The following is a 26,123-nucleotide window of genomic DNA, read 5'->3' as shown; positions in this document are numbered from 1 at the left end:
CGCCCCCCACATGCGCAAAGGCTAACGAGCCCCTCTGACACGCGTTGTGATCGGACCTCCCCGCCATTCATTGCCCACGCACACGTCGTGCGTATGACGCGCACGAAAGTATCCGCCGTGAGAACCCGTCACGTCAAGTCGTCCCACCTGCCCTCTGCGGTCATCTGCACGCATGACAGGACAGGGGGCGGGCACGGCCGCCGAGGCGTTCCTACCGCAGCCCGTCCTGGACCAGTCCGCGTTGCAGGAGCCCGGCCATCTGCGTCTCGTCGTGCGCCACCACGAGCTCGAGCTCCGGGGTCGTCTTCCGCAGCTCGTGGAGATAGCGGAGCTGATGCGCCATCGCCTCGCCGTCCTCCCGGACGAGCCAGTTCACCAGCCTCGGGTGCATGCGCGGCAGCCAGATGTTGTCCTGGTGCCAGGCGATGTCTCCCACCAGGAGGAACTCCCGGCCGTCCGCCAGCCTCACGTAGAGCAGTTGCGTCCCCGGCGTGTGCCCCGGCGCCTTGATGAGCACGAGGCCCGGCCGCAGCAGGTGCATCCGCTCGTAACGCAGCGGCTTCAGCCGGCCCACCACGTCCCCGGTGAAGCCGGCCATCTCGGCCTCGCGCCCGTGGAGCTGCTCCTCCGTCATCATCACCCGCGGCGCGAGCTCGTCGAAGTACGGCGAGTGCGCGATGCCCGAGCTGTGGTCGAAGTGCTCGTGCGTGAGCGCGATGGCGTCCGCTCGCCGCATCGCCTCCTGGAGCCGCGAGTAGCTTCCGGCGTCGAGATGGGAGCCCGGGAGGTGGGCCTCCAGCGTCCGCGCATCACACCCGGCGTCGAGGATGACGGTCCGCCCATCGCCATAGACCACCTGATGCGCCTGGTAGACGAGCGGATACGTGCCGAACAACCGCCCCGCCACCACGGCGAGCGCCGGCATCACGCCCGCGCCCACCGCGATGCGGCGGAACTCCGTGGGCAGCGGCTCGCCCGCCGACGTGGCGAGCGCGCGCAGTTCCGAAATCGAGGGACCGAAATCCGTGCGCTCGGGGACCGGCACCGCGGTGAGCGCGATGGCGAGAAACAGCACCCCCACCGCCAACACCCCGAGCAACACCTTCCAGACCCGGCGCACGGGTTTCTTCATGGTCAGAGCTTCTCCACCGCCACCGTGTTGTCGTCCGGCTTGCGGTCGATGAGCTTGTTGAGCGGATCCACTCCCGCCTTCGCCGGACGCTTGTCCACCAGGGCCGTGAACTCCACGTCCTCCTTCGTCACCTGGAGCTTCTCCAGGTAGAGCGGCTTGCCGTCCTCGTCGAGCACGCCCACGTCCATCCAGTCCGCGAGCGGCTGCGGCGTCTCGGCGCCCGTGTCGTTGGCCGCCACCTTGTGCGCCTTCGCGGTGACCTTCACCTCGAACTTCCCGCCGGCCACCTCCGTGTACGTGGCCTTGAGCGCCCGGTTCTCGTACAGGGTGATGCGCTCGAAGAAGTCATGGAGGACGTACTGCAGGTGCTCGGGCGTCACCGCGCGCAGCTCGGCGAGCAGCTCCGGCGAGTGCGTGAAGGGCGGCTGCTGGAAGGCCACCTTCTGCCGGTACGCGGCCAGCGCGCGGTTGAGGGTGTCCTCGCCCAGGTAGTCCTGCAGCGCGTACATCACCACGCTGCCCTTGTTGTAGTGGATGTATGGCTGGTTCTCCACCCGCAGCAGCGGCATCTCCCGCTTGCGCTCGGAGCCACGCTGGCGCAGGTACCGGTCCATCTCGTAGCGCAGGAAGCGGCCCATCCGCGCCTCGCCGTACTTCTTCTTCATCACCATCAGCGCCGAGTACTGCGAGAGCGTCTCGGACAGGAGCGTGGCGCCCTGCACGTTGCCGCCGATGACCTGGTGGGCCCACCACTGGTGCGCCACCTCGTGGGCCGTCACGTAATAGGGGTAGTCCACGTCCTTCGGATCCTCCGGGTCCACCTTCGCGATGAAGCCGATGCTCTCCGAGTACGGAATCGTGTTGGGGAAGGACTGGGCGTAGGCCTGGTACCGGGGGAACTCGAGGATGCGCACCTGCCGGTGCTGATAGGGCCCGAAGTTCTTCGTGTAGTAGTCGAGCGAGTCTTTCACCGCTTGAATCATCCGCTCGACGTTGTACGTGTGGCCCGGGTGGTGGAGCACCTCGATGGCCACGCCGTTCCACGTGTCGCGCTTCACCTCGTAGCGCGCGGAGAGGAACGAGTAGAAGTTCAGGATGGGGCTGTCCATCGTGTAGTGGAAGTAGCGCCGCCCGTTCTCCGTCCACTCGCGCTGGAGGTAGCCGGGCGCCATGGCGATCTGGTCCGGCGAGGTGCTCACCGTGGCCTCGAACGAAATCCAGTCCGAGTCCGAGGCGATGTACGTGTTGCGCCGGGCCTCCAGGTCATTCACGTCCGCCATGCGCTCCTTGGGCGTGAGCCCCTGCTTCTTGCGCGACTCGTCGTCCTGGAGCTCGTACTGCTCCAGGTAGCCCAGCCGCGGAAGCAGCGTGCTGTGCAGGAAGGTGCCGTTCTCCACGAGCGCCGTCTCCGCGCCCTTGTTGCGGAAACCGCGCGGCTCCAGGCCCAGCTCGAACTGGAGCTCGGCCGAGGCGCCCGGCGCCAAAGGCGTGGGCAGCGTGTACGTGAAGAAGCCCAGCCGCGTGTCCTGCTCGGACGCGGACTCCGCGCCCGCCACCGCCAGCCGGTACACCTTCAGCTCCACGGGCAGGTTGACGTACACCGTCTTCACCGGCTCGGCCGTCTTGTTGACGAGCCCGAAGGTGCCCCGGGCCCGCATGCGCGGCTCCTCGGGGAAGAGGTCCACCTGCACCTTCGCCGAGACGATGCGCGGCTGCGCCACCATCGCGAGCGGCTTGTACCGCTTCTCGTAGTCGGCGGACTCCGTCAGCTGCTCGTGCTCCGTCTTGTACGGATTGAGGCGGTTGGTGTTGTAGAAGATGAAGGCGCCCGCGGCCACGGCGGCCATCACCGACAGGCCCAGGCCCACCCGCACCGGCCTCGAGGCCCGCGCGCCGGCCAGCCGCAGCCGCCACTGGCCATCGCTCTCCGTGCCACGCACCCAGAACAGGTGGGCCACGAAGGCGAGCGCCACCGCCACCAGGGCCCAGTACGCGCGGAACCACACCATCTGCGGGACGAACGGCCCGTAGCCATTCATGTCCGAGTACGTGTGCGTGGGCGCGCCCGCGTAGTTGTAGAGGCCGTGCTCGAAGCCCATCGTCGAGGCGAACGTGCTGACCACCAGGTAGAGCACCATCACGAAGTGGCCCACGTACTTGTGGTTCACCAGCACGTGGACGGTCACCGCGAGCACGCACAGCTGCCACAGGTCCACCAACCGGAAGCCGAAGAGGTCCTTGAGGTAGAGGCCGGGCTCGAGGTGGGTATAGCCCTTGGAGAGCTGCACCAGCACGCCACAGACGAGCAGCACCCCGCTGAGCAGCACCTGCACGCCCATCAGCGCCAGCAGCTTGGAGAGGAAGGGCAGCCAGCCGGGCACGGGGAGCGCGTCGGAGAGCTGGTTCATGCGCGCGTCACGCTCGCGCCAGATGAGCTCGCCCGAATAGAAGGTGATGATGATGACGTGGAAGAGGCTGAAGCCGCCGCCCACCAGCTCCACCACCAGGTACGTCACCGGGTAGACGGGGGTGCCGTACATGAAGCCGAGGGTGCGCGTGGCGCCGAAGACCATGATGATGCCGGCCAGCACCATCACCAGGAAGTAGACGTTCTTCACCGTCTCCTTCAAATCCAACCACGCCAGGCGCGGGAGCAGCCGCAGGAAGGTGCTGCCCCGGAAGTCGCGCGTGACGGAGAGGGCCGTGAGCGGCGCCCGTGCGGCCTCGGTCTCAGGGGTGGCCTCCGCGCGGCCTCCCGCCAGCGCGTGGGTCCGCTGGAAGCGCAGGAGGGTGAAGCCGAGCATGGCGGCGCCCAGGCCCACCCAGAGGAGCCGGTTGACGAGCAGCCAGCCCTCGAGCGGCACCAGGAGGGTGTTCTTCTCCGAGGTCGTCCAGTACTCCGTCGCCAGGCGCATCGCGTTCATGCCGAACGGGTCCACCAGCGCGGCGATCCACTTCGTGTCGAGCTCGTTCAACAGGCCGCCGCCCACGAGGTAGCCCACCAGCAACACCACGCTGGTCACGTAGACGGGGAGGATGCGGCGGGTGAGCGCGGCCACTCCGAAGAAGAGCGCGCCGGTGAAGAAGAGGTTGGGAAGGATGCTGAGGAGATAGGGCCTCAGGTACGCGCCTGGCACGGGGGGACCCACCATGCTCGGCTCCAGGAAGGGCATGAGGGCGCCGAGCCCGGTGCCCAGGCCGATGCTCGAGAAGATGATGCTGAGCGTGAGGAAGGCACCCAGGAAGCGGCCGAGCAGGTAGCGGGTGCGCGAGATGGGGGCGGTGAAGAAGAGGGGGTGCGTGCCGTGAGCGAAGTCCTGATAGACGGCCTGGCCCATCACGCCACCGGTGACGATGACCCCGGTGAAGCCGAGTATGGTGAGCAACATGACCAGGTTGTAGGGCGAGTTGGCGAACACCTTGCCGCCCACTCCCCCTCCCACCGTGATGCTCTTGAAGGCGCCTCCCGAGGCGATCATCGCCAGGAAGGAGAGCCCGAAGTAGACGCCGAAATAGACCCAGGTGGACAGCAGCTTGAGCCGCTGGCGCAGCTCGAAGAGGGCAATGGAGAGCATGGTGGGTGGCTCCTCAGCCCGCGGTGGCCTGGAGGGCGGGAGCCGCCTCCTGCGTGAGGTGTCCCTTGATGGCGGCGAAGTACGCGTCCTCGAGGTCCGGCACGGCCGGCGAGAAGGCGGCGTCCGGAGCCGCCTCGCTGTAGACGTGCACGAGCGTGCGGCCCATCAGCAGCCGGTGGGAGATGACGGGCAGCGCGGACTGCAGCGCCGCCAGCTCCGCCTTGTCCACGAACTTCTTCCAGATGCGGCCCTCCAGCCGGGCGATGATGTCCTCGGGCGCGCCGGTGAGCAGCACCCGGCCTCCGTTGAGCACCGCCATCTGCGGGCACAGGTCGCGCACGTCCGAGACGATGTGCGTGGAGAGGATGACGATGACGTCCTGCCCGATTTCGCTCAGCAGGTTGTGGAAGCGCACGCGCTCCTCGGGATCCAGGCCCGCGGTGGGCTCGTCCACGATGAGCAGCTTGGGATTGCCGAGCAGCGCCTGGGCGATGCCGAAGCGCTGGCGCATGCCACCGGAGAAGCCGCCGAGCTGCTTGCGCCGCGCATGGTGCAGGTTCGTCTGCTGCAGCAGCGCGTCCACCACCTGCTTGCGCTCGCGCGCGTTGGAGATGCCCTTGAGGGTGGCCAGGTGGGTGAGCAGATCCTCCGCGGTCACCTTCGGGTAGAGGCCGAAGTCCTGCGGCAGATAGCCGAGCACCCGGCGCACCGCGTCCTTGTCCTTCAGCACGTCGATGTCACCGAGGAAGGCGCTGCCGCTGTCGGCCTCCTGGAGGGTCGCCAGCGTGCGCATCAGCGTCGACTTGCCCGCGCCGTTGGGCCCGAGCAGCCCGAACATGCCGGGCTGGATGGTGAGCGTGACGTCCTGGAGCGCCTGGGTGCCGTTGGGATAGCGCTTGGACAGGTTCTGGATGCGGAGCTCCATGGAGCCCTCCGAAAGAAGAGGAGGGCATCATGGCATCACGAATTGAGGCGGACGATTTCTTCGTTGAGCGCGCTGGCGAAGCCCACCCAGCCCAGGTAGGGCACCATCATCCACGCCGCGCCCGTGTCCACCTTGCGCGCCACCGCGGTGTACGCCGCGAGGCTCACGCCGAGCGCCGCGATGTCCGCGAGCGCCTGCCGCTGCCGGTGCTTGCCGAAGAAGAGCGGGGACCAGAGCGCGTTGAAGCCCAGTTGCAGGCCCCACAGGGCGAGCGCCCACGAGCGCCGGGGACCCGCCGGCCGGTTCCACACGCGCCACGCCGAAACGGACATCAACCCGTACAGCACCGTCCACGCCGGGCCGAACACCCAGGACGGCGGGGTGAAGCCGGGCTTGCGCAGCCGCCGGTACCAGAGCTGCCCGCTGTTCGACACCCGCCCGCCCAGCACCGCCGTGCCCGCGGTGAGCGCCCCAATGGTGCCCAGCGCCACGAAAGACTCCCGGCGCAGGGATGGATTCCCCAGGGCCGGGTTGTCTGGATTGTGTTGCTCCAACATCGTCATGACCTCCATCGGGGTGTCTCCGTGAGAAGCTGCGCCCTCCCCTCCCCGGCGGCCACCCTCGTCCGGCGGCGAGTGCTAGAAACGCAATCCCAGGAGGCAGCCATGGCCAGCGTGGACGACATCCTCACCTTCTGGTTCGGCCGTCCGTCCGAGCCGGGTTACACCGAGCCTCGCGGGCGCTGGTTCGAGCAGGAGCCGGCCTTCGACGCCGAGTGTGCCCACTGCTTCCTCGCCACCCACGAGAAGGCCGCCGCGGGCGAGCTGAAGGCGTGGCGCGACGAGCCGCGCAGCGCGCTGGCCCTGGTGCTCCTGTTGGATCAATTCCCGCGCAATCTCTTCCGCGACTCGGCCCGCGCCTACGCCACCGACGCCCAGGCCCTCGAGGTGGCACGGCACGCGCTCGCCCGCGGCCTGGACGTGCCCCTGCCCCCGGTGTGGCGGTGGTTCTTCTACCTGCCCTTCGAGCACAGCGAGGACATCCACGACCAGCGCCTCGCCGTGTCCCTCTTCGAGGCGCTCGTCCCGCAGCACCCGGCCAGCGCCACGGTGCTGGCGTACGCCCGGAGACACCACGACATCATCGCGCGCTTCGGGCGCTTTCCCCACCGCAATGCCCGGCTGGGCCGGGAGCCGACTCCCGAGGAAACCGCCTTCCTCCAGGAGCCGGGCTCTTCGTTCTAATCCCCTTCGGGCAGCCATGCGCTGATCACTCGCGGCCATTTCCCCTCGCCCTCCGGGAGAGGGACGGGGTGAGGGTGTTGGGTGAACCCGGGTTGAACCCCCTGTCCACACCGTGGGCCACGGGTTGAAGAACGGGCCCGGGCACCCTCACCCTGACCCTCTCCCGAGGGGAGAGGGGAGAGGGGAGAGGGGGGGAGAGAGGTACTGGAGCAGGTACGCGGCCGGTCCACTACGCCGGAGCGCCCGCGGCCTCCTCGCCGACCCTCGCCTCCAGCCTCGTTCCAGCGGCGATCCACGCCCGCACCAGCGCCAGGTGCTCCTGCTCCACGTCCAGCGCCCGCTGGAAGTCCTCGGCCAGCTCGTGGTGACCCAGGTCGCGCGCCAGCTCGATGAGCAGCTCCCAGCTCGCGTTGTCCACCAGCTCGGCCGTCAGCAGGCCCTCCAGCGACTGCAGCAGGTTGATGTGCGGGTCCGCCAGCATCTTCGGCACGCCCTCGGACATGTTGGCCTGCAGCTCCGCCGCGGGCGTGAGCGCCGTGGGGTCCGCTCCCAGCTTCTCCAGGGTGCGTTTGACCAGCGCCATGTGCGACAGCTCATCCAGGCGGATCTTCTCCAGCTGCTCGCGCGAGGGCCCGCCGGCCCACGTCCCGAACACGTCCAGCTTCGACAGGGCGCACTCGTACAGCCGCGTCCCAGCGCGCTCGAAGCCCAGGCGCTGGCCCAGCTTGTCCACGAAGACGGTGGCCCGGCCCCCCTTGAGCAGATCCATCGCCGCCTTGGCCATCCCCTTCAGGTTGGGCGGCGGCACCGTGCCCAGGCCCCCCACCTCGCGCGAGACATCCTGGCGCTCCTTCGCGATGAGCGAGGCATCTCCTGGGATGTCCGGCCCGTACTTCTCCGCGCCCTCGATGGTCTCCTTGCTCTTCACCGGGTGGACCATGAGGCCCGTGCGGTTCATCCCCATCTCACTCGCCTTGCGTTCCATTACTGGATCCTCCCGTCGGCCAGGGTGCTCAGGCTCTCGGCCTCGGGCGAGAGCTCGGTGCCCGGACGCCAGCGGTAGCCGGCGGAGGCGATCGCGGACGGACTCCCCTCGGAGTTGAGCTGCTGGCGGTAGAGCACCGTGCGCTCGGCCTCCTCGGCGCGCGGCACGAACTCGGTGCCCTTGGCGCTCAGGCCCTCCTCGTCGCGCAGCACCTTGCGCACGAAGTCGCGGTGGCTGTGGTAGCCGATGGGCTCCGGCAGCTCCCGCGGCAGCACCTCGGCCGGATCTCTCCCCTCCAGCCGCTGGAAGAGCTCCATCACGTAGTGCAGGTGCCCCAGCTCGTAGTCCGTGAAGCGCTGCCACACGTCCTTGATGCGCGGGTTCGTCTCGGACTGCAGGCAGCTGTAGTAGTTGTAGACCTCGTTGGCCTCGTGCATCAGCCACTTCTCCAGCCACGACTCGTCCGGGTCGCACAGCGACTCGTACTGCGTGACGTGCTGCTCCTCGATGGCGGCGATCTCCGCGTAGAGCTGGCGCGCCACCGGGTCGGAGAACATCGGCCCGATGTTCATGTAGAAGGTGTGAACCTGGTTCTCGGCCGAGACGATGGTGAGCGCGTTGAGCTTGGTGATGGGCGCCGCGGTGCGCGCCTCATAGGGCCGGCGCACGTCGTCCAGCGGGTGGCGGTGCTCGATGGCCGTGAGCCGCCCCGGGATGATGTCCGTGTAGCTCTGGGTGATGTAGTTCGGGTCCTTGCCGAACAGCCGGTCGTACAGCGCCGAGTACCGGTACAGATGATCGAAGTCCTCGAGCATGCCGAAGCGGTAGACCTGGGCGAGGTACGGGTCGGGCTCGTGCTGGGCCACGCTCGCCGTCACCTCGATGGCCGTCTGCTCGTAGCCGAGCGTGGTCTCCAGGGGAGATTGGTTCGCCGGATTCATCCAGTTGACCAGCGTCTGCTGGAAGTGTTCCACCCGGCGGATGAGGGCCAGCGGCTCGCGAAGCTCCCGGTTCATCCGCGCACAGGCGTGGCTGAAGCGCACGGACTCCGATTCGATGCCGTTCATCAGGATGACACGCACGCGGGTGAAGGCGTCGTCATCCAGCTTGCTGATCATCCGCCGCGTCAGGTCCTTCCAGGTGAACCTCTGGCGATCCAGCGGGACACCCTTCTCCTTGAAGAGGTCTAGAGCCACGTGCCACTCCTTCCGAGTGTCTCGGGGAAGACGGCTGGCCACCCGGCCCACACCCCTCCCCGGGTTCGCCGGTAAAGCTCCGCCTCGTGGATGAGCCCGGCAACGGAGCCCGGCTCTCCGCCTGCTCCGCGGACCGCCAGACGCACGAAAGCCCACCGGCTCATGAGGACCGGTGGGCTTCGGAAGCGGGAGCGGGAGTGTACCCGGGTACTAGCGGGAAACCGCCTGGCTCAGGGCGCGGTGCACGGCCTCGAGCGCCTTGCGGGCCTCGAGCAGCTCGGCGCGCTCGGCGGTGAGCGAGGCCACCTGCTGGGCCAGCACATCGCGCTCGCCCTGGAGCGTGTCCACGGTGCGGCGCAGCGCGGAGGCCTCGTCCTTGGCGGACTCCAGCTCACCGGCGAGCCGCTCCTCCTCGGAGAGGCTGTCGGCCAGGGCCCGCTTGGCCTCGGCGACGGCGGCCTCCAGGGTGGTGCGCTCCTGGGCCTGGGCCTGCATGGCCTGACGCGCCTCCTGCAGCGACAGCAGGGCCTCGTCGCGCTCGCCCTCCAGCGCGGCCAGCTCCCGCTCCAGGTCGCCGAGCAGCTTCACCCGGCCCTCCATGTCGGTGGCGAGCCGGCGCGCCTCGTCCATGCGCAGGCGGGCCTCCTCGGTGGCCTTCTCCGCCTGGCGCCGCGACACCTCCAGCTCCTGGGTGAGCGTGAGGTTGAGCGACTTCACCTTGGTCAGCTCGGACTGCAGCGCCGAGATGCGCTCCACCGCGCGCAGGCCCGCCTCGGCCACGCTGGCCGGCAGGGGCTCGGGACGCGGATTCTCGCGCACCGCCTTGAGGCGCTCCTTGAGCCGCTCGCGGCGGGCCTGGTTGTCCAGGTCCTCCCTGGGCGAGGCCGGCGTCTGCACCTCCACCTCGTGCTCGGGCGCCTCGACGCGGGCCACCGGAGCCGGGGCCGACTCCTGGGGCGCCTGGACGGCGGGGGCGCGCAGGGCGGCGTCAATCACCTCGGAGGCGGTGGGACGCGGCGCGCGGGCGCGCTCGACACGGGCACGCACCTCGGCGGACAGGTCGTGGGTGGCGGACGGCGGCTCGGGCGCCAGCTCCGGCTCGGGCGCGGGGGCCGGCTCGGGTGCCTGGGTCTGCGCCAGGGCCTGCTCGGGCTCCTGCGTCTCCTCGGGCGCGGCGGGGTCGACGACGCCGGTGAATGCCCCCAGACGGAGGCGCGGCTTGGCGCGGGACACGTTCTGTTCAAAGGCCTTCTTCATGGACGAGCCTGGGAGCGGGAGAGAGGGGGGTTATACGTCAACCGGCCCGCTGCGCACCGCTATCATCGGTACCGGGAGCCGCGCCCACCCGCAAGCGCGGAAGCACATTCTGGATGAGGGCCTCGATGTCGGTGGCCCCCTTGGAGCTGGGGTCCGCCACGAAGACGGGCCGCCCCTCGCTGGAGGCCTGGGCGAACTTGGTGCACTGCCGGATGATGGTGGGCAGCAGGTACTCCGGGTAGTGCGTCTGGAGCGCCTCGAGCGCCTCCTTCGCCAGCTTGAAGGTGGCGTTGAAGGAGTTGACCACGATGAAGACGTGGTCCAGCACGTGGTTGAGGTCCTCCTCCAGGCTCTGCACCGTCTCGAAGAGCAGCTTGAGGCCGTGGAAGGAGAGGAAGTCGGCCAGCACCGGGACGAACAAGTCGTTGGCCGCCATCAGCGCGTTGAGGTTGAGCAGGCCGAAGGAGGGCGGCGCGTCGAAGACGATGACGTCGTACTGCGCCTCGACCTCCTTCAGGGCGTTGCGCAGCTTGAACTCGCGTCCCGCCATGGGCATCAGCGCCAGGTCCACCGTGGACATGGTGAGGTTGGAGGGGACGAAGTGCAGGTTGGGCAGGGAGGACTTCTGGATGACCTCCGACATGGGCGACTTGCGCACCAGGACGTTGAGCAGCGTCTTGTCGAAGTCCTCGCCCTCGAAGCCCAGGCACTTGGTGGCGTGGCCCTGGCTGTCGAGGTCGATGAGCAGGACGTTGTAGCCCAGCTCCGCCAGACGCCAGGCGTAGGAGGTGGACAGGGACGTCTTGCCCGTGCCGCCCTTGAAGTTGAGGAAGAGCTGCTTGCGGCGGCCGAGCGGCGGCGGGTACGCGCCGAGCTGCGCCCGCAGGGCCCACACCTCGGCGCCGGTGTAGCTGTCCTGCTTCAGCGCCTGAGCGATGGACTTCGGTGGCAAGCCGAGCATCTCGGCCACCTGCTTGGAGCTGTACGTCGGCGCATCCATGGAGAACCCTTCGTCGAAACCTGGCGGCCCCTACCTTGCCCTAAGCGGCGAAGTATTTGTGGCCCCGCCGAATGATCGCTCCCCTGGCCACCAGGAGGGTAAGCGCCTCCTCGGCCAGCTCGGGAGGCGCGGAGATCCCAGAGGCCAGCTCACCGAGCGAGCGGCCCCGGATGGCCGCGCGGATCTCCGACATCAGAGGCCCACACAGCGCCTCCACCGGAGAGGCGGGCTGGCGCGCGGTGGGACGCGACACGGGCTGGGCCTGGGCGGAAGTGGCCGCGGCGGTCCGGACGGCCTGCTGGGCCGCGCCCCGGGTGGGAGCCGAGGCCGCGGCTGGGACGGCGGCGCGGTGGGCGGTGGAGGAAACGGGCGCGGGACGGACGGCGGGCGCGGGGGCAGCGGCTGGCACCGGGGCCCGGACGGCCGCCGGGGTCACCGGAGCGGGAGCGGCCACGGGAGCGGCGGCGCGCGGGGCGGGCTTCGGCAGGAGCGAGGCGCGCACCGGCAGCACGGGGAGCGTGGCGAGCCGGCGGATCTCCCGGCGGCGCCGGCCCTCGTCCATGTCCACCACCGCGGAGACGTCATGGCCGAGGATGCGCGAGAGGCTCTGCGCGGCGGAGCGGCGCACGCGCACCTCGTCATCCTTGAGAGCCTCCAGCAGCATCATCCGGGCGTTCTCCCCGCTGCCGGCTCCCAGCGCCAGCGCGGCGAGGCTGCGCACCTCGGGGTCCGAGTCGTGGATGGCCTCCTCGCCCAGACGCCGCGCGCCCTCGCCTTCCAGGCCGAGCGCCAGTAGCGAGGCCCGGCGGCGCACGGAGCGGTCCGGATCCTTCACGGCCTGGGCGAGGTGGGGCGCGGCCTCCTGGGGCGCGATGCTCAGCAGCGACTTGAGGGCGGCGATGCGCACCTCGGGGACGGAGGAGGCCAGCAGGGGCGACACCACGAGGACGCCCTCCTCCTTGCCCACCTCGGCGAAGGCGGCCAGCAGGGCCACCTGGACGGTGGGGTCCTTCTCCGCGTGCAGCGCGGTGGCGAGCGCGGGCGCGGCGGCCGGCTGGCCCAGGGCCTTGAGGCGCTCGGCGGCGCGCACGCGCGAGGTGGCATCCGGCGCCGACAGCTCACGCACGGAGAAGCCGAAGAGCGTCTCGTCGCCGCCGCCGGACAGCTCCGCCATCTGCCCGGGGCTCACCGCCAGCCGCCCCTCCAGGAAAAGGCGCTGCGCGTGCTGCATCACCGGGGAGACGCCCGCCGTGGACGCCGCCACCACCGCGAGCGCGGGAGCGGGCTCCACCTCCTGCGGGCGCTGCGGCTCGGACTGCGAGGGCCACGGATAGGCAGGAGCAGCCGGGGCGGCGGCGGACGCGGTCACGGCGGGACGCTCGAGCGCCTCGCTGCGCAGCTGGGAGATGAACGAGGCCAGGTCGATGCCCAGGCCGTCATCGTCGTCGTCGTCGCGCTCGCGCCCGTCCGAGGTGCGGATGCGGCTGGCCTCCAGCAGCTTGCCGAGCAGCTGGCTGCGCTCGGTGCGCAGGGCCTGGTTGAGGCGGGTGAGCTCCTCGCGCTCGGAGGCCATGCGGCCCACGCGCACCTCCAGCCCGGCCACCTCCCGGCGCAGCGCCAGCTCGCGCTCCTCGGACTGGGCCAGCTCGCGCCGCAGGTGAGCCATCTCCTCGCGCGTGGACGTCAGCTCGTGGTTGAGCTGCTCGGCACGTGCCTCGAAGTAGACGATCTTTTCGAGTGCGCTCTTCAGCAGCGCGTCCGGACGCTCATCGCTCACGGCCTGTACAGCCCTCCCTACCGGGGCACGCCTGGAGCCCCCGCGCCTGGGAACGCGGCGGGGCTCCGGTACCCGGGGACCCCCGGGAGCGCGCCACCATATGTCAGACCGTCATGCGAGGTAAACCCCTGAAATGGTTGGGACTTTTCCGTCCCGGCCCACCTCTGGCGTTGACAATCGCGCCGGGGCCGATTTCTCGGGCCTCCGCGCGATCAGGGAGAGGTGTGTCCACCGATCTCCGCCAGGCGCTCATCGGCGCGATCGGGCTTTCGATAAGCCGAGAGTCCCAGCGATGGACGCTGAACATTCATTCAGACATCCAAGCCATTGCCAGGAATCACGGGCGGGTGAACCTCGTACTCCGGCTCGACTTCGGAGGTCGGTCCCGCGCCACCGCGGTGAGCCGCGTCCCCCCCACGTGCCGTGAGACCTCCCGCCGTTTCGACCCAACCCGATTGGTCAGCCCGGTGTGTTAGGAGTCCTTCCCGGGAGGACACACCATGGAGAACGAAAAGGAAGACAGTCCCCGAGGCGATGCACCACCGGAGCCCTACCGGGTTCTCAAACGCTACCGGGGCATCAGCGGCGGACTGGGACGGCTGTACGAGGCGCGCAACGACGAGACGGGCAACCCGGCCCTGCTGCTCATGCCCGGACCGAAGGGAGATCTGCGGGCGGAAGAGGACTGGCAGGTACGGGCCACCGCCAACGTCACCCCGCCCTACCTCGCGCTGGAGGTGGAGCGCGCGCCCGCGAACGGACAACCGCGGCAGCTCACGTGGATGATGGAGCGGTGGGCGGCGGCGCTGGGGCGCATCGACACAAAGCCGGAGGCGCGAGCCCACCTGACGGCCGGCCCCCAGAAGCCCTCTCCTCCTCGGCACCGCGCCCTGGGCGGAGCCGTGGCGCTCGTCACGCTGCTGGCGCTCGGGGCGGCTCCGTGGACGCACGCCTCGCCAGAGCCCGTCCCACCCTCCGCCGCTCCACCGGTGCTGACCGTGGACAGCCCGGACCCCGCTGCGGCGATCTTCGCCGACGCAGCGCAAGCCATTGCGATTCCCATGCCCCAGGGACCCTTCAGGGGACAGAACCGCCCGCCCTGCAAGTCGAGGTTCGAGGTCGTCATCCGCGGTGGATGCTGGGTCGCTATCGAGGCCCGTCCGCCCTGCGGAGAGGATGCCTATGAGCTCGAGGGCAAGTGCTACCTGCCCGGCTACAGCGCGCCGCGCCCGCCGCAGGCGCTCCAACCCTGACGCGAGGCACAGGTGACTTGACAGGTGGGTAGTCCCGACTCAATCTGATAGGCAATGTGAAGACAGCGGGTCTTCTGGGTCGTCCACCAGTCGGCTCGTGCGGGGGCGAGGTGCGTGGTGGCACCGGACCCCTGCCCGCACCCAGGTATGGGCATCGGACGGGAGAGGCGCCTGCCTTGACCCGTGATGCCTCGAGAGGCTCCCGGCACGTGCCACCAACACGCGCCGGGAGCCTCTTGCTTTCGTGCGCGGTGACAATCCGTAGCCAACTTCAAAAGTTCGCCGCTGACACATGACTCACCGAGTCATATAACCCACGAGTCAGGACGGAGCGGAGCCATGGTGTCGAAGACTACTTCCACAGTTGTCCCCGAGCAGATCCCGCCTCCCCCGCGGCGCCCCCGGGCCAGGCGCGAGGCGAAGTTGAAGCTCTCCAAGTCCCTGGGAGACGCGGCCCGGGAAGCCCGGCACAAGGCCGGTCTGACGCAGGCGGACGTGGCCGAGCGCATCGGGGTGGCCACCGAGGTCTACGGCCGGCTGGAGCGCGGGCTGCTCATGCCGAGCGTCCCCACGCTGCGCCGCATCTGTCTGGCCCTGCACCTGTCCGCGGATGCCATGCTCGCGCTCAGCTCGGCCCAGCCTCCGGTCTGGGAGGAGCCGCCGCCGCCCCCTCCTGTCGAGGAGGAGGTGGAGCGGGTGATGCGGCGGCTGATGCGCAACGTGCGCAAGCTGAGCTCCACCCAGCTCCGGGCGCTCTCGCTGGTGGCCTCCACCCTGAGCCGGGACTGAGCCGCGGCGGGAACTCTGTCGGGAAGTGCCCGGGTTTCGCGCTCGTGCAACCGATTGGCGCCTGCAATGAAGCGGTTCACACTCCGCGTGCGTACATCGATAACGGTATGCCCCACCGCCCCTCCGCCCTCCCCGCGCTCGATGTGCCCCACCTCGCCGTCCATGCCCTCTGGTGGACCTGGCTCCCCGCGCTGCTGTGGAGCTGGGACGCCCAGCCCATGACGGGCCGCGTCACCCTGCTGGTGGCCGGCGTCCTGGTGCTGTTCTGGAACTACGCCGTCCTGCACGACCACATGCACCTGCCCATCGCGCGCCCCCGGGCGTTGCGCTGGCTGGTGTCGCGCACGCTGGGCCTGGCGTGTGGCTTCGCCTACCGCGGCTACCACATCCATCACTTCAACCATCACAAGTACAATGATGGAGAGGGGGACTGGGGCCGGCGCCGTCCCGGCGAGGGCGCGCTGACGTACCTGGTGCGCTCCACCCTCACCCCGTGGTTCTGGCCCTACGCGCTGCTGGGCAAGGTGTGGAAGGCCGCCTCGCAGAAGAAGGGCCAGCGCGCCGAGCTGGTGCTCGACTTCGTGCTGCTGCAGGGCTCGCTGGTGGCGCTCGCCCTGTGGCGGCCCTGGCTGGCCCTCTCCTACTTCGGGATGGTGCTGGTGGGGCAGTCCTCCATCTACCTGCTCAACCTCGCCGCGCACCACGAGACGGACGCCACCCGGAGGGACTCCCTGGCCGTGACGTCCACGTCCCGCCTGTACAACCTGCTGTGTTTCAACGCCGGCCACCACCAGGCCCACCACCTGCGTCCCCAAGCCCCCTGGCGGGAGCTGCCCGCGCTGACGGCCCGGCTGGCCCACGAGGGGATGCTTCGTCCAGCACTGCAAACCCCGCTGGCCCCCATCCATCCCTTCTGGGTGGCCCGGCTGCTCAAGCGCTATGCTGCCGCGCCGTGCACCCCGCAGAAGGACTCGACGACTACCTCCGAGACCCCATCGGCCGCTATCTGACGGGGGAGAACTTCCTCCACTGGTACGCCACCCCCGAGCTGTGCGGCTTCACCGTGTGGGGCAGGCCCGGGGAGGTGCAAATGCAACGGCTCACCCAGGTGCTGGACGTGGAGCTCGCGCCCGCGGCGCCGCACCTGTCGCTGGTGGACGCCAGCCGCGTGGAGGCCCCGGACGCCAACGGCCTGTCCGTGCTGGTGAAGTACATGGTGCCGCGCATCTCCGGCTTCTCCCAGACGGTGAAGCGCCAGGCGCTGGTACGGCCCGAGGGCATGGCGGGCGCGGTGGTGGGCGGCTTCTACAGCCTCGTCAGCTCCGGCTACCCCACCCGGGCCTTCGCCGACCCGCATGAGGCGCTCGCCTGGCTGGGCCGCCCCGAGCCCGAGTCCCGCGCCTTGATGGACGAGCTGAACGAGCTGGTGCTGCGGCAGATGGGGCAGTCGCCGCTGCTCGGCGAGCTGCACCGCGTGCTGCGCACCCGGCTGGCGGACGCCCACCTCTCGGACGTGGCCCGGGAGCTGGGCATGTCCGAGCGCACGCTCCAGCGCCGCCTGCACGAGACCGGCACCTCCTTCCAGGCCGAGCTCAACACGGTGCAGGTGCGCACCGCGCAGGCGCTCCTGCTGGAGAGCGATGCCAAGCTCACCTCGGTGGCCGTGGAGGTGGGGTGCGCCTCGCTCCAGCACTTCAGCGGCCTGTTCCGCAAGATGACGGGCGAGTCCCCCAGCGCCTGGCGGGCCCGGCACCGCAAGACGCCCTAGCCTCCCCGGACCCGCCTCACGCCGCGGCCGAGGTGAGCGCCCCCACCGCGGGCAACCACAGGACGAAGCGGGCGCCACCCTCGGGGCGGTTCTCCGCGTGGAGCGAGCCGTCCACCCGCGAGAGGTACTCGCGGCACAGGGCGAGTCCCAGCCCGGTCCCCTTCCCCGGCGGCTTGGTGGTGAAGAAGGGCTCGAAGAGGCGCGGCAGCACGTCCTCGGGAATCCCCGGGCCGTTGTCCTCCACCTCCAGCCGCACCCCGCCGCCCACCTGCCGCGCCCTCACGGCGATGACGGCCCGGCGCGCGGGCTCCGCGTCCTCCACCGCGTCCGCCGCGTTCACCAGCAGGTTCAACAGCACCTGCACCAGGTGCCGCTGCCCCAGCCGCACCAGCGGCAGCCCCGGGCCAATCTCCAGCGCCATGTCCCCCAGGCCGCGCAGGCGCACCGAGGCCAGCCGCTTCGCCTCGTGGATGGCGTCCTCCACCAGCCCCTCGTCGCCCCCCTCCATCTCGCGCGAGAAGCGCCGCAGGTCCATGACGATCTGCTGGATGCGCAGCACCCCATCCTGCGTCTCGGCGAGCACGTCCCGCAGCTCGGCCACGTCCAACGGCCCGCCCTCGTTGCGCAGCTCGCGCTCCAGGAAGCCCAGGTTGGACTTCACGAAGGCCAGCGGGTTGTTCACCTCGTGGGCCACCCCCGCGGCGAGCTGCCCCACCAGCACCAGCCGGTCCACCTCCGCGCGCTCGCGCTCGGCCCGCACCCGGCGGCGCTCACTCTCGGCCAGCTGCTCCAGCACCGCCAGCCGCTCCTGCTGCGCCACCAGCCGCTCCTGCTGCGCCACCTTCTCCGCCTCGCTCATGCGCCGGTACGTCTGCCCTCCGACGATGGCCACCGCCCCCAGCAGGCCGAAGCTCGCCACATGCATCAGCATCTCCCGCAGCGCCACGCCAGCCATCACGTCCAGCACCACGGTGCTGGCCACCACCCACACGCTGGCAAGCACCGTGGGCAGGCGCGTGTCCGGGGAGAAGATGGCCATGGCGAAGGGGAGGGAGCCGAGCATCGGGAAGCAGGGGCTGCGGGGCCCTCCAGTGAGGTGGATGAGCACCGCCGTCGCCCCGAGCGTGACCGGCCCGGTCCACAGCCCCGTCGACTTCACGGGAATCCACCCCGCCCCCACCGCCGCCCCCACCGCCATGAAGCTCGCGCACCACCCCAGATACGTCAGCGCGAGCGCCAGGCTGAAGCCGCCCGCCAGGCCGTGGGCGATGAATCCCCCGATGAGCAGCGCCGAGCAGACGAAGAAGTTCTTCATCTTCACCCGAATCAAGGCCCGCTGTCCGGTGGAGTCGGCCGTCATGGGGTGACAATCGTAACACCCCGAACACCTGGAATGTATGGGGGGGGGCCGCCTAGGGCTTCGCCGGGCGCCCACGCACCAGGCGCCGCGCCTTGCCCAGGCGGATGCCGTTGGCGGGGCCCTTCCTCGCCGGGTCCGTGCCCTCGGGCAGGATGGGGTCCGGACACACCGCGCGCAGCCGGCAGCCCCGGCACTCCGCCCCGCTCCACACCGACTCGTAGAGCGCCGTCACCCGGTCGATGACGTCGAAGTCCTCGGTGACGAAGCCCATCTCGAAGTTGCGCACGTCTCCGCCCTTGGCCCCCAGCCCCGCCCCGGTGAGGTTGGCGCTGCCCAGGTAGGCCCACGCCCCATCCACCAGCACCGTCTTGAAGTGCACCCGCGGGCACACCTTCAGCTCCAACCCGCCCCGCACCAGCCTCGAGCGCTTGTCGAACTCCGCCCGGAAGGGCCGGCTGGGCATCTCCGCGTGCAGCAGCCGCAGCGCCACCCCGCGCGCCGCCAGCCCGTCCAGCACCTGCAAGAGCGGCACGTAGCGCCCCGCCTGCTCCACGTACATGGCCTTCACGTTCGCCGTCGCTATCCACACCGACTCGCGCGCGTGCGCCAGCTTGCCCAGCACCACTTCCCGGTACAGCGCGCCGCCGTCGAGCAACTCCGCCTGGATGGGACGCATACCCACATGCTCGCACACCGGCCGGGCCACCGCGAGTTTCTCCGGACCTGAACAGATGACCGCAGGTCACTTGACACCCCTGCCGGGTCCTCATTAGTTGATGACTCATGGTCAGCAACACGGCGAAGCGGGTGATGCCGCAGCGGGCGAGGAAGGAAGAGGACAAGGAGGCGCGGCGGCGGCAGCTCTTGGACGCGGCGCTGGAGCTGTACCGGGCCACCTCGTACGACGAGGTGAAGATGGCGGACGTGGCCGAGCGGGTGAAGCTGGCCAAGGGGACGGTGTTCCTCTACTTCCCGACGAAGGAGGCGCTCTTCCTGGCGCTGTTGGAGGAGCAGCTCTTCGCGTGGTTCGCGCGGCTGGAGGAGGCGCTGGGCCGGAGCGAGGGGCGGTGGACGGGGACGCGGGTGGCGCGCACGGTGGCCGAGACGCTGGAGGGAGAGGAGCCGCTCACCCGGCTGCTGGCGAGGCTGCAGACGGTGCTGGAGCAGAACGTCACGGTGGAGCAGGTGCGCACCTTCAAGGAGCGGCTGCTGGAGGCGGTGGTGCGGGCGGGGGCGCTGGTGGAGAAGCGGCTGCCCTTCGTGAAGGCCGGCGAGGGCGTGCGCTTCTTCCTGCACGTGCACGCGCTGGTGGTGGGGCTGCGGCAGATGGCGGACCTGGCCCCGGTGGTGCGCGAGGTGCACGCGGCCGCCCCGCACCTGGAGCCCCTGCGGGTGGACTTCACGCGCGAGCTGACGGAAGTGCTCGGCACCCTGTTGCGCGGGCTGGAGGCCCGCTGAGTTTCGATGGGAACGCTTTCTCAAGGAGATGACGCGATGCGCGTGGTGAGCATGGAAGAGCAGGGCCGGAAGAATCCCCACCAGGAGACCTTCGAGCGGCTGCGGGCCCGGCGCTGGGACGTGGCGCGGACGAGCGCGAAGGAGCGTGTCGAGAAGCTGCGCAAGCTCAAGCGCGCGGTCGTGGAGCGGCGCGAGGCGCTCTACCAGGCCATCCACGCGGACTTCCGCAAGCCGGCGGCCGAGGTGGAGACGAGCGAGATGCTGCTGGTGCTGATGGAGCTGGACCACGCCATCAAGCACCTGTCCAAGTGGATGAAGCCGCGCAAGGTGGGCACGCCCGTGCTGCTCGCCGGCACGCGCAGCGAGGTGCGCTACGAGCCCAAGGGCGTGGTGCTCATCATCGCGCCGTGGAACTACCCCTTCCAGCTCACCCTCTCCCCGCTGGTGGCGGCGGTGGCGGCGGGCAACTGCGTGATGGTGAAGCCCAGCGAGAAGACGCCGCACACGTCGGCCTTCATGGCGCAGCTGCTGCGCGACGTGTTCGACCCGTCGGAGGTGGCGGTGGTGGAGGGAGGCGCGCAGGAGAGCCAGGCGCTGCTGGAGCTGCCCTTCGACCACTTCTTCTTCACCGGGGGCCCGAGGGTGGGGCGCAAGGTGATGGAGGCGGCGGCGAAGCACCTGGCCGGGGTGACGCTGGAGCTGGGCGGCAAGTCGCCCGCGGTGGTGGACGAGCACGCGGACGTGAAGGCCGCGGCCGAGCGCATCACCTTCGGCAAGTTCCTCAACGGAGGCCAGACGTGCGTGGCGCCGGACTACGTGCTGGTGCACGCCTCGAAGGAGGAGGAGTTCCTCGCGAAGGTGCGCGAGACGCTCGAGCGCTTCTACGGGAAGACGGAGGAGGCGCGGAAGGCCACGCCGGACTTCTGCCGCATGGTGGATGAGGCGCAGTTCGCCCGGGTGAACGGGCTGCTGGAGCGCTCGGTGGCCAGCGGGGTGCGCGTGGTGGTGGGCGGCGTGGTGGACGCGGCCAGCCGCTACATCGCCCCCACGGTGCTGGCGGACGTGAAGCCGGAGGCCCCCATCATGGAGGAGGAGATCTTCGGCCCGGTGCTGCCGGTGCTGCGCTACGAGCAGCTGGACGAGGCGGTGCGGCACATCCGCGCGGGCACCAAGCCCCTGGCCATGTACATCTTCAGCCAGGACAAGCGGGCGGTGGACCGTCTCATCTCCGAGACGTCCGCGGGAGGCACGTGCGTGAACACGTCGGTGGTGCACCTGACGAACGCGGACCTGCCCTTCGGCGGCATCGGCGAGAGCGGCGTGGGCAACTACCACGGCGAGTATGGCTTCCGGACCTTCAGCCATGAACGGGCGGTGTTGCGCCAGGGGCCCATTGCCTTCCTGCAAACCTTCTTCCCGCCGTACACGGACAAGGCGAAGAAGATGCAGCGCATGGCCAGCCGCCTGTTCGAGTAGAAGGACGGCGTGCTCACCGTCGACGCCCATCCCCTGTTGGACACGGTGGCCTTCGAGGCCACCTTCCCCGCTCCCCTGTCCGAGCAGCCCTCGCCCGAGTGGCTGGTGGCGCTGTTGAAGCCGGACGCCCCGGCGCCCCTGAGCGCCGATGACGCCGTGCGCGGCGCGGTGCGCGACTTGCTGCGCCACGGCGGCTACAAGCCCACGGGCCGGAGCAAGCCGGCTTCCGAGTACCTGGTGCGGGCGGCGGGGGATGGGACGCTCGGCTCCATCAACGCGGCGGTGGACGTGTGCAACGCGGTGTCGCTGCACAGCGGGCTGCCCATCAGCGTGGTGGACCTGGAGCGGGCCAAGGAGCCCCTGCGCATCGGCCTCGCCCCCGCGGGGGCCACGTATGTCTTCAACGCCTCCGGGCAGAGCATCGATCTCGGGGGCCTGCTGTGCCTCTTCGACGCGGAGGGCCCCTGCGCCAACGCGGTGAAGGACGCGCAGCGCACCAAGACGCACGCCGGAACGCGCCGCACCCTCACCGTGCTGTGGGGGACGAAGGCCCTGCCGGGGCGTACCGAGCAGGCGTTCACCTGGTACCGCGAGCTGCTCGAGCGGCTGGGGGTAACGGTGGAGCGGCGGTCCTGAGCGCCCCGGACGTCACGTCCCTGCTGGCCCAGGGAGCCCGTGCGCTGTCCGCGGCCTGGGGCCGCCCGGTGCTCCTCAGCATGCCCGAGCTCCTCAGGAGCGAGTCGCGCAGCGAGGTGGTGCGCGCCCAGGTGCGGGGCGGCCCGGTGCCGGCCGTCATCCTCAAGCACGCCCGGGACGAGCCGGTGTGCGGGCTCGATGATCAGGCCGGCGCGGACTTCCTCACCCGCCAGGGGCTGGAGTTCGGCCCCCGCCTGCTCGCGGCCGACGTGGACGCGCGCCTGCTCGTGCTGGAGGACCTGGGACGCGGACGCTCGCTGGAGGCGCTGCTCAATGGAGAGGACGCCCGCGCGGCCACCGGAGGGTTGATCTCCACCGCGCGGCTCACCGGCCAGCTCCACGCGAGCACCCTGGGCCGCCAGTCCGAGTACGAGCTGGTCCGCCAGGCCCTGCCGCCCCGGCACGAGCGCGTGCGGGTGGAGAACGCGCGCTTCCTGTTGGACAACGAGGGCCGGCTGCTGCGCTGGCTCGCGGCGGTGGAGGCCCCGGCGGCACCGGGCCTGCACGAGGACCTCGAGGACGTGGCGCGCACGCTCGCCGACCCCGGGCCCTTCCTCGCCTTCACCCATGGGGACCTGGCCCCCAGCAACGTCCTCTTCACCCCCGGCGGCCCGCGCCTGCTCGACTTCGAGTACGCGGGCATGCGGCACGCCCTGTACGACGCGCTGATGTGGCTCGTCACCGTGCCCTTCCCGGACGAGCTGGTGGCCCGCGCGGACATCACCTACCGCATCACCCTCTCCTCGCGGTGCGAGGCGGCCCAGGCGGACTCGGCGTGGACGCGGGCCCGGGCCACGGTGGCACTGGCGCGCACGGTGAACCTCTTCCAGTGGCTGCACCCGCGCGTGCTGGAGGAGGACCGCGAGTGGGCCCCCGGCATGTCCGAGCGCGCCGCGCTGCTGCACCACCTCGCGCGCTGCCGGGCCCTGCTCGCCCCCGCCGAGGCCTTCCCGGGACTGGGCCGCACGTTGGCGTCGCTGGAGGCCCGCCTGCGCGAGCGCTGGACAGTGCCGCCCTTCGTGTGGCCCGCCTTGCGCGCGCTGGAGTGGCGCTCGGAGTGACGCTCAGGAGGCCGGGCCCGCCGGCCGCAGCGCCTTCAAGAGGAGGGCCACCATCGTGTCCGGGTCCGCCGAGGCATCCACCCGCAGCGCGTCCTCGGGGAGCTCCAGCGCCGCGAGCTGGCTGTCGAGCATCGCCGCTGGCATGTAGTGGCCCCGCCGCGCCTTCAGCCGCTCGGCGATGAGCTCCCGGGGCGCCTGCAGGTACACCCACCGTTGCCGCGCCGCGTCCACCGTCAACCGCTCCCGGTAGGCGTGCTTGAGCGCCGAGCACGCCAGCACCAGGTCCTCCCCCGCCGCCAGCGTGTTCTGGAGCAGCTCCCGCAGCACCGCCAGCCAGGGCGCCCGGTCCTCGTCCGTGAGCGGAATGCCCGCGGTCATCTTCGCGATGTTCCCGGGGGGGTGGAAGTCGTCCGCGTCGCGGAAGCGCCACCCGAGCGCCTCGGCCAGCCGCCCCCCCACCGTCGTCTTCCCCGAGCCGGACACTCCCATCACGATGACGACCACGTGTGTCCTCCGCCCTACTCCGCACGACACCTTTTGCACATCCACCACAGATGGGCAGCGAGAGCAGAAGATCGATCGAAACCCGTGAGATGTGGAAGTTTTGATCAATCCTACTCACGTCCGGCTGAACGAATTGAGCAACCGCCGCGGGGCCCCACGGGGCGTGCGCTGGTGGGCATTGCAATGCCCTGATTTCCCGGCACCGCCCACTCCCTGCGACACCGTGGGGGGCCGCTCCTCTCTCTCAGAAAAGGAGCATGGCGCTTGCAGGTGTTGGGTACCCTCCATGCACTGCGAGAACTGTTCGTCAGAACATCCCGTCAGCGCCCCGTGCGTCGAGCAGGTCACCTGGACGGGCGCCGAGTCGTCGGACTCGGTTCCCAGGACGATTCCAGCCCTGTTCGATCTGCGCGGGCGCACGCTCGGGCACTACCGGCTCACCCAGCTGCTGGGCAGCGGGGGCATGGGCACGGTGTACCTCGCCGAGCAGACCACCATCGGCGCCCGGGTGGCGGTGAAGGTGCTGCACCCGGGGCTGGCGCAGGACGCCCGGCTGCGCGCGCGCTTCTACGCCGAGGCGCGCACGGTGAACCTCATCGGCCACCCCAACATCGTCCGCATCTTCGACATCAATGAGTCCGAGGACGGGCTGCACTACTTCGTCATGGAGTACCTGGACGGCCTGCCCCTGTCGCGGCTGCAGCGGCCCGCGCAGCCGGAGCTGGTGGCGTGGCTGCTCGCCCAGGCCTGTGACGCGCTGGAGGCCGTGCACCGCAGCGGCGTGGTGCACCGGGATTTGAAGCCGGACAACCTCCTCATGATGGAGCGCCCCGGCGAGCGCCCCACGCTCAAGGTGCTCGACTTCGGCGTGGCCAAGGCGCTGCACGGCCCCGGCAACCCGGAGCAGACGATGGCCGGGCAGGTGCTCGGTACCCCCGCGTACATGGCCCCGGAGCAGTGGGCGGGCCAGCCCGTGGATGGGCGCGCGGACGTGTACTCGCTGGGGGTGACGGGCTACCTGCTCGTCACCGGCCAGCTGCCCTACCCGCGCGGACAGCTCGCGGAGCTGGTGCTCTCCCCGGCGCCGCCGCCCCCGCTGCGCGCGCCCCACGAGCTGGCGCCCGACGTGCCGGAGGCGCTCTCGCGGGCCCTGCTGCGCGCCCTCGCCCGCAACCCGTCGGAGCGCTTCACCAGCGCGCTCGAGTTCAAGAAGGCGCTGCTGGCCTCCGTGCAGCCCGCGCCCCGGCTCCAGGCGTCCCCGGGCGCCCACCTCGCGCACGCCGCGCAGGCCGCGCACGAGCCCTCCAGTACGCCCAGTACGCCCATCCCCGCGCTCCCGGCCTTGCCGGAGCCGAATGATCCGACGCCGCCGCCCACCTGGACGGCCCGCGTGCGCCGCGGCAAGGAGGGGGGCTCGGTGGTGGTGCACTGCAGCGAGCTCAGCCGCGGCGGCCTCTTCATGTGCTGCGCCGAACCCTTCCCTCAAATCTTCACCCGCCTCGAGTTCACCCTGTTGATCGGCGGCGAGGAGGTGGAGTGCGTGGGCGAGGTGGTGCGGCACGTGGACTCGGCCCAGGCGCGTGCCTGGCGCATGTCTCCGGGCGTGGGCCTCCAGTTCATCAACCCCTCGGCCCGGCTGCGCGAGCTGCTGATGCGGCTGCATCCGCCCCGCCCTCCGTCCGTGGCCGCACAGTCCGCGGGCGCGAAAGAAGCCCTCGCACCGTTCTGAGACGCTCCAGGTGTCCGCTTTCCGTCAGTTCAGGGAGTGGAACGTCCGGGGCAGGACGGCGGCGTGGACGGGAGCCACCGCGGCCTGTGAGCAATGAATACCCTCATGTGCGCCATGATGCGCGGATCTGATACGGCGGCCCGGGGGGGTTGGAAGCTGGTGCTCGTGTGCGCCGTATTGCTGCTGGGAGGGTGCCGGAATACGGACCTCTCGGGCACGGCGCTCTACGTCACCACGGAGTTCGATCCCACCCTGCTGCTCACCCAGGTGCGGGTGTGGGGCACGGCGGGAGAAGGCCAGCCCTTCGGCCCCCACGTGCTGCCGGAGCAACCCTCGCGGCTGCTCTCCAGCGGCGAGACGTTGCGCGTGCTGCTGGGGGAGGCGGCCAACGGCGCGCAGGCGAAGGTGTACGTGGAGGGACTGCGCGACAGCACCGTGGTGGCCCGGGGCGAGAGCACCGTGCAGTTGCGCGAGGGGCAGGAGGTGGATGTCGTCCTGCGGCTGGAGCCCAGCAACCCGGACACGTTCTGCCTGGGGTGCGCGGGGTGCTGCAAGGACGGCGTGTGCACCGAGGCCGCCTTGGAGACGTGCGGCACGGGCGGCAACGCCTGCGTGACGTGTGACTCCGCGCGCAGCGACACCTGCGATGCCCGCGGCGTCTGTGTCTGCGGCTCCAACCCCGCGTGCGGAGATCTGACGGTGGACCGCTGCGTCAACGGGCAGTGCCGGTGCGGGAGCAGCGGACCGTGCGCGCAGGGCCAGGAGTGCGTGGATGGGACGTGCCGGTGCACGACCAACTCGTGCGCGGGCTGCTGCTCGGGCAACCTCTGCGATGCGGGCAACACGAAGGACAAGTGCGGCAAGGGCGGCGAGGTGTGCCGCAAGTGCAACAAGAGCTGCAACGCGGACCGGGTCTGCATCAACTGAGTCACCGCTCC

Annotated in this window: 23 protein-coding genes; 11 read left to right on the top strand and 12 right to left on the bottom strand. The window is 70.4% G+C overall.

Annotated elements, in window-relative coordinates; all coding sequences use genetic code 11:
- Nucleotides 1–211 precede the first annotated feature (211 nt).
- Genes NR798_RS05175 through NR798_RS05160 form a run of 4 tightly spaced genes read right to left on the bottom strand, consistent with a single transcriptional unit; the run spans nucleotide 212 to nucleotide 6,189 of the window.
- Entirely contained in the window at nucleotides 212–1,132 is a 921-nt protein-coding gene (locus NR798_RS05175; protein WP_375770292.1) for an MBL fold metallo-hydrolase, read from the bottom strand.
- 2 nt (nucleotides 1,133–1,134) lie between these two features.
- Nucleotides 1,135–4,707 (bottom strand): M1 family aminopeptidase, encoded by a 3,573-nt coding sequence (locus NR798_RS05170; RefSeq protein ID WP_375770291.1) that lies wholly within the window; start codon nucleotides 4,705–4,707, stop codon nucleotides 1,135–1,137.
- A gap of 13 nt (nucleotides 4,708–4,720) precedes the next feature.
- The gene (locus tag NR798_RS05165) at nucleotides 4,721–5,632 is read right to left on the bottom strand and encodes an ABC transporter ATP-binding protein (RefSeq protein ID WP_375770290.1); all 912 of its coding nucleotides are present in this window, start codon (nucleotides 5,630–5,632) and stop codon (nucleotides 4,721–4,723) included.
- 35 nt (nucleotides 5,633–5,667) lie between these two features.
- Nucleotides 5,668–6,189, bottom strand: a complete 522-nt coding sequence (locus tag NR798_RS05160) for a TspO/MBR family protein (protein WP_375770289.1) — start codon at nucleotides 6,187–6,189, stop codon at nucleotides 5,668–5,670.
- Between the two features lie 108 nt (nucleotides 6,190–6,297).
- Here NR798_RS05160 and NR798_RS05155 point away from each other — a divergent pair, with 108 nt between their 5' ends.
- Complete coding sequence (locus NR798_RS05155) at nucleotides 6,298–6,876, top strand: DUF924 family protein (protein ID WP_375770288.1); 579 nt, start codon at nucleotides 6,298–6,300, stop codon at nucleotides 6,874–6,876.
- A 229-nt stretch (nucleotides 6,877–7,105) separates the two neighbouring features.
- Here the strand turns inward: NR798_RS05155 and NR798_RS05150 are convergent, their stop codons facing one another.
- The 5 genes from NR798_RS05150 to NR798_RS05130 all read right to left on the bottom strand — a co-directional run bounded on the left by NR798_RS05150 (nucleotide 7,106) and on the right by NR798_RS05130 (nucleotide 13,091).
- On the bottom strand, nucleotides 7,106–7,861 hold the full coding sequence (locus NR798_RS05150; protein WP_375770287.1) for a ferritin-like domain-containing protein: 756 nt from the start codon (nucleotides 7,859–7,861) through the stop codon (nucleotides 7,106–7,108).
- Nucleotides 7,861–9,057, bottom strand: a complete 1,197-nt coding sequence (locus NR798_RS05145; protein WP_375770286.1) for a hypothetical protein — start codon at nucleotides 9,055–9,057, stop codon at nucleotides 7,861–7,863. The genes NR798_RS05150 and NR798_RS05145 overlap by 1 nt, the downstream gene beginning before the upstream one ends.
- Before the next feature lie 210 nt (nucleotides 9,058–9,267).
- Nucleotides 9,268–10,314: an extensin-like protein gene (locus tag NR798_RS05140; protein WP_375770285.1), complete on the bottom strand. Its 1,047-nt coding sequence runs from the start codon at nucleotides 10,312–10,314 to the stop codon at nucleotides 9,268–9,270.
- A 37-nt stretch (nucleotides 10,315–10,351) separates the two neighbouring features.
- Nucleotides 10,352–11,314: a ParA family protein gene (locus NR798_RS05135; RefSeq protein ID WP_375770284.1), complete on the bottom strand. Its 963-nt coding sequence runs from the start codon at nucleotides 11,312–11,314 to the stop codon at nucleotides 10,352–10,354.
- Between the two features lie 40 nt (nucleotides 11,315–11,354).
- Nucleotides 11,355–13,091 (bottom strand): HEAT repeat domain-containing protein, encoded by a 1,737-nt coding sequence (locus NR798_RS05130; RefSeq protein ID WP_375770283.1) that lies wholly within the window; start codon nucleotides 13,089–13,091, stop codon nucleotides 11,355–11,357.
- A gap of 500 nt (nucleotides 13,092–13,591) precedes the next feature.
- Here NR798_RS05130 and NR798_RS05125 point away from each other — a divergent pair, with 500 nt between their 5' ends.
- From NR798_RS05125 to NR798_RS05110, 4 genes are all read left to right on the top strand, one after another.
- A complete protein-coding gene (locus NR798_RS05125) occupies nucleotides 13,592–14,344 on the top strand; it encodes a hypothetical protein (RefSeq protein WP_375770282.1) in 753 nt (250 codons plus the stop codon).
- Between the two features lie 423 nt (nucleotides 14,345–14,767).
- Nucleotides 14,768–15,133, top strand: a complete 366-nt coding sequence (locus NR798_RS05120) for a helix-turn-helix transcriptional regulator (protein WP_375770281.1) — start codon at nucleotides 14,768–14,770, stop codon at nucleotides 15,131–15,133.
- 107 nt (nucleotides 15,134–15,240) lie between these two features.
- The gene (locus NR798_RS05115; protein ID WP_375770280.1) at nucleotides 15,241–16,143 is read left to right on the top strand and encodes a fatty acid desaturase family protein; all 903 of its coding nucleotides are present in this window, start codon (nucleotides 15,241–15,243) and stop codon (nucleotides 16,141–16,143) included.
- Between the two features lie 80 nt (nucleotides 16,144–16,223).
- A complete protein-coding gene (locus NR798_RS05110; RefSeq protein ID WP_375773725.1) occupies nucleotides 16,224–16,901 on the top strand; it encodes a helix-turn-helix domain-containing protein in 678 nt (225 codons plus the stop codon).
- 16 nt (nucleotides 16,902–16,917) lie between these two features.
- On the opposite strand, the gene NR798_RS05105 is transcribed toward NR798_RS05110, so the two are convergent.
- Together NR798_RS05105 and NR798_RS05100 are read right to left on the bottom strand one after the other, a co-directional pair.
- A complete protein-coding gene (locus tag NR798_RS05105) occupies nucleotides 16,918–18,261 on the bottom strand; it encodes a sensor histidine kinase (RefSeq protein WP_375770279.1) in 1,344 nt (447 codons plus the stop codon).
- A gap of 52 nt (nucleotides 18,262–18,313) precedes the next feature.
- The gene (locus tag NR798_RS05100) at nucleotides 18,314–18,937 is read right to left on the bottom strand and encodes a phospholipase D-like domain-containing protein (protein ID WP_375770278.1); all 624 of its coding nucleotides are present in this window, start codon (nucleotides 18,935–18,937) and stop codon (nucleotides 18,314–18,316) included.
- Nucleotides 18,938–19,044: 107 nt separating this feature from the next.
- Here NR798_RS05100 and NR798_RS05095 point away from each other — a divergent pair, with 107 nt between their 5' ends.
- The 4 genes from NR798_RS05095 (at nucleotide 19,045) to NR798_RS05080 (ending at nucleotide 22,952) form a co-directional block, all read left to right on the top strand.
- Nucleotides 19,045–19,719: a TetR/AcrR family transcriptional regulator gene (locus tag NR798_RS05095; protein WP_375770277.1), complete on the top strand. Its 675-nt coding sequence runs from the start codon at nucleotides 19,045–19,047 to the stop codon at nucleotides 19,717–19,719.
- Nucleotides 19,720–19,755: 36 nt separating this feature from the next.
- On the top strand, nucleotides 19,756–21,195 hold the full coding sequence (locus NR798_RS05090; protein ID WP_375773724.1) for an aldehyde dehydrogenase family protein: 1,440 nt from the start codon (nucleotides 19,756–19,758) through the stop codon (nucleotides 21,193–21,195).
- Nucleotides 21,196–21,204: 9 nt separating this feature from the next.
- Nucleotides 21,205–21,831, top strand: coding sequence for a phenylalanine--tRNA ligase beta subunit-related protein (locus NR798_RS05085; RefSeq protein WP_375770276.1), 627 nt, complete (start codon nucleotides 21,205–21,207; stop codon nucleotides 21,829–21,831).
- Between the two features lie 80 nt (nucleotides 21,832–21,911).
- A complete protein-coding gene (locus tag NR798_RS05080) occupies nucleotides 21,912–22,952 on the top strand; it encodes a phosphotransferase (RefSeq protein ID WP_375770275.1) in 1,041 nt (346 codons plus the stop codon).
- Nucleotides 22,953–22,955: 3 nt separating this feature from the next.
- On the opposite strand, the gene NR798_RS05075 is transcribed toward NR798_RS05080, so the two are convergent.
- A complete protein-coding gene (locus tag NR798_RS05075) occupies nucleotides 22,956–23,456 on the bottom strand; it encodes a gluconokinase (protein WP_375770274.1) in 501 nt (166 codons plus the stop codon).
- Nucleotides 23,457–23,742: 286 nt separating this feature from the next.
- Here NR798_RS05075 and NR798_RS05070 point away from each other — a divergent pair, with 286 nt between their 5' ends.
- Nucleotides 23,743–25,185: a serine/threonine-protein kinase gene (locus NR798_RS05070; protein WP_375770273.1), complete on the top strand. Its 1,443-nt coding sequence runs from the start codon at nucleotides 23,743–23,745 to the stop codon at nucleotides 25,183–25,185.
- Nucleotides 25,186–25,299: 114 nt separating this feature from the next.
- Nucleotides 25,300–26,112 carry a hypothetical protein gene (locus NR798_RS05065; RefSeq protein WP_375770272.1) on the top strand — a complete coding sequence of 271 codons (813 nt, stop codon included), beginning with the start codon at nucleotides 25,300–25,302 and terminating at the stop codon, nucleotides 26,110–26,112.
- The last annotated feature ends 11 nt before the right edge of the window (nucleotides 26,113–26,123 follow it).

It is taken from the genome of Archangium gephyra (genome assembly GCF_042230915.1).
Classification (GTDB): domain Bacteria; phylum Myxococcota; class Myxococcia; order Myxococcales; family Myxococcaceae; genus Archangium; species Archangium gephyra_B.
The sequence above is the reverse complement of the archived record's forward strand: the minus strand, read 5'-3'. Positions and strand labels throughout refer to the sequence as shown.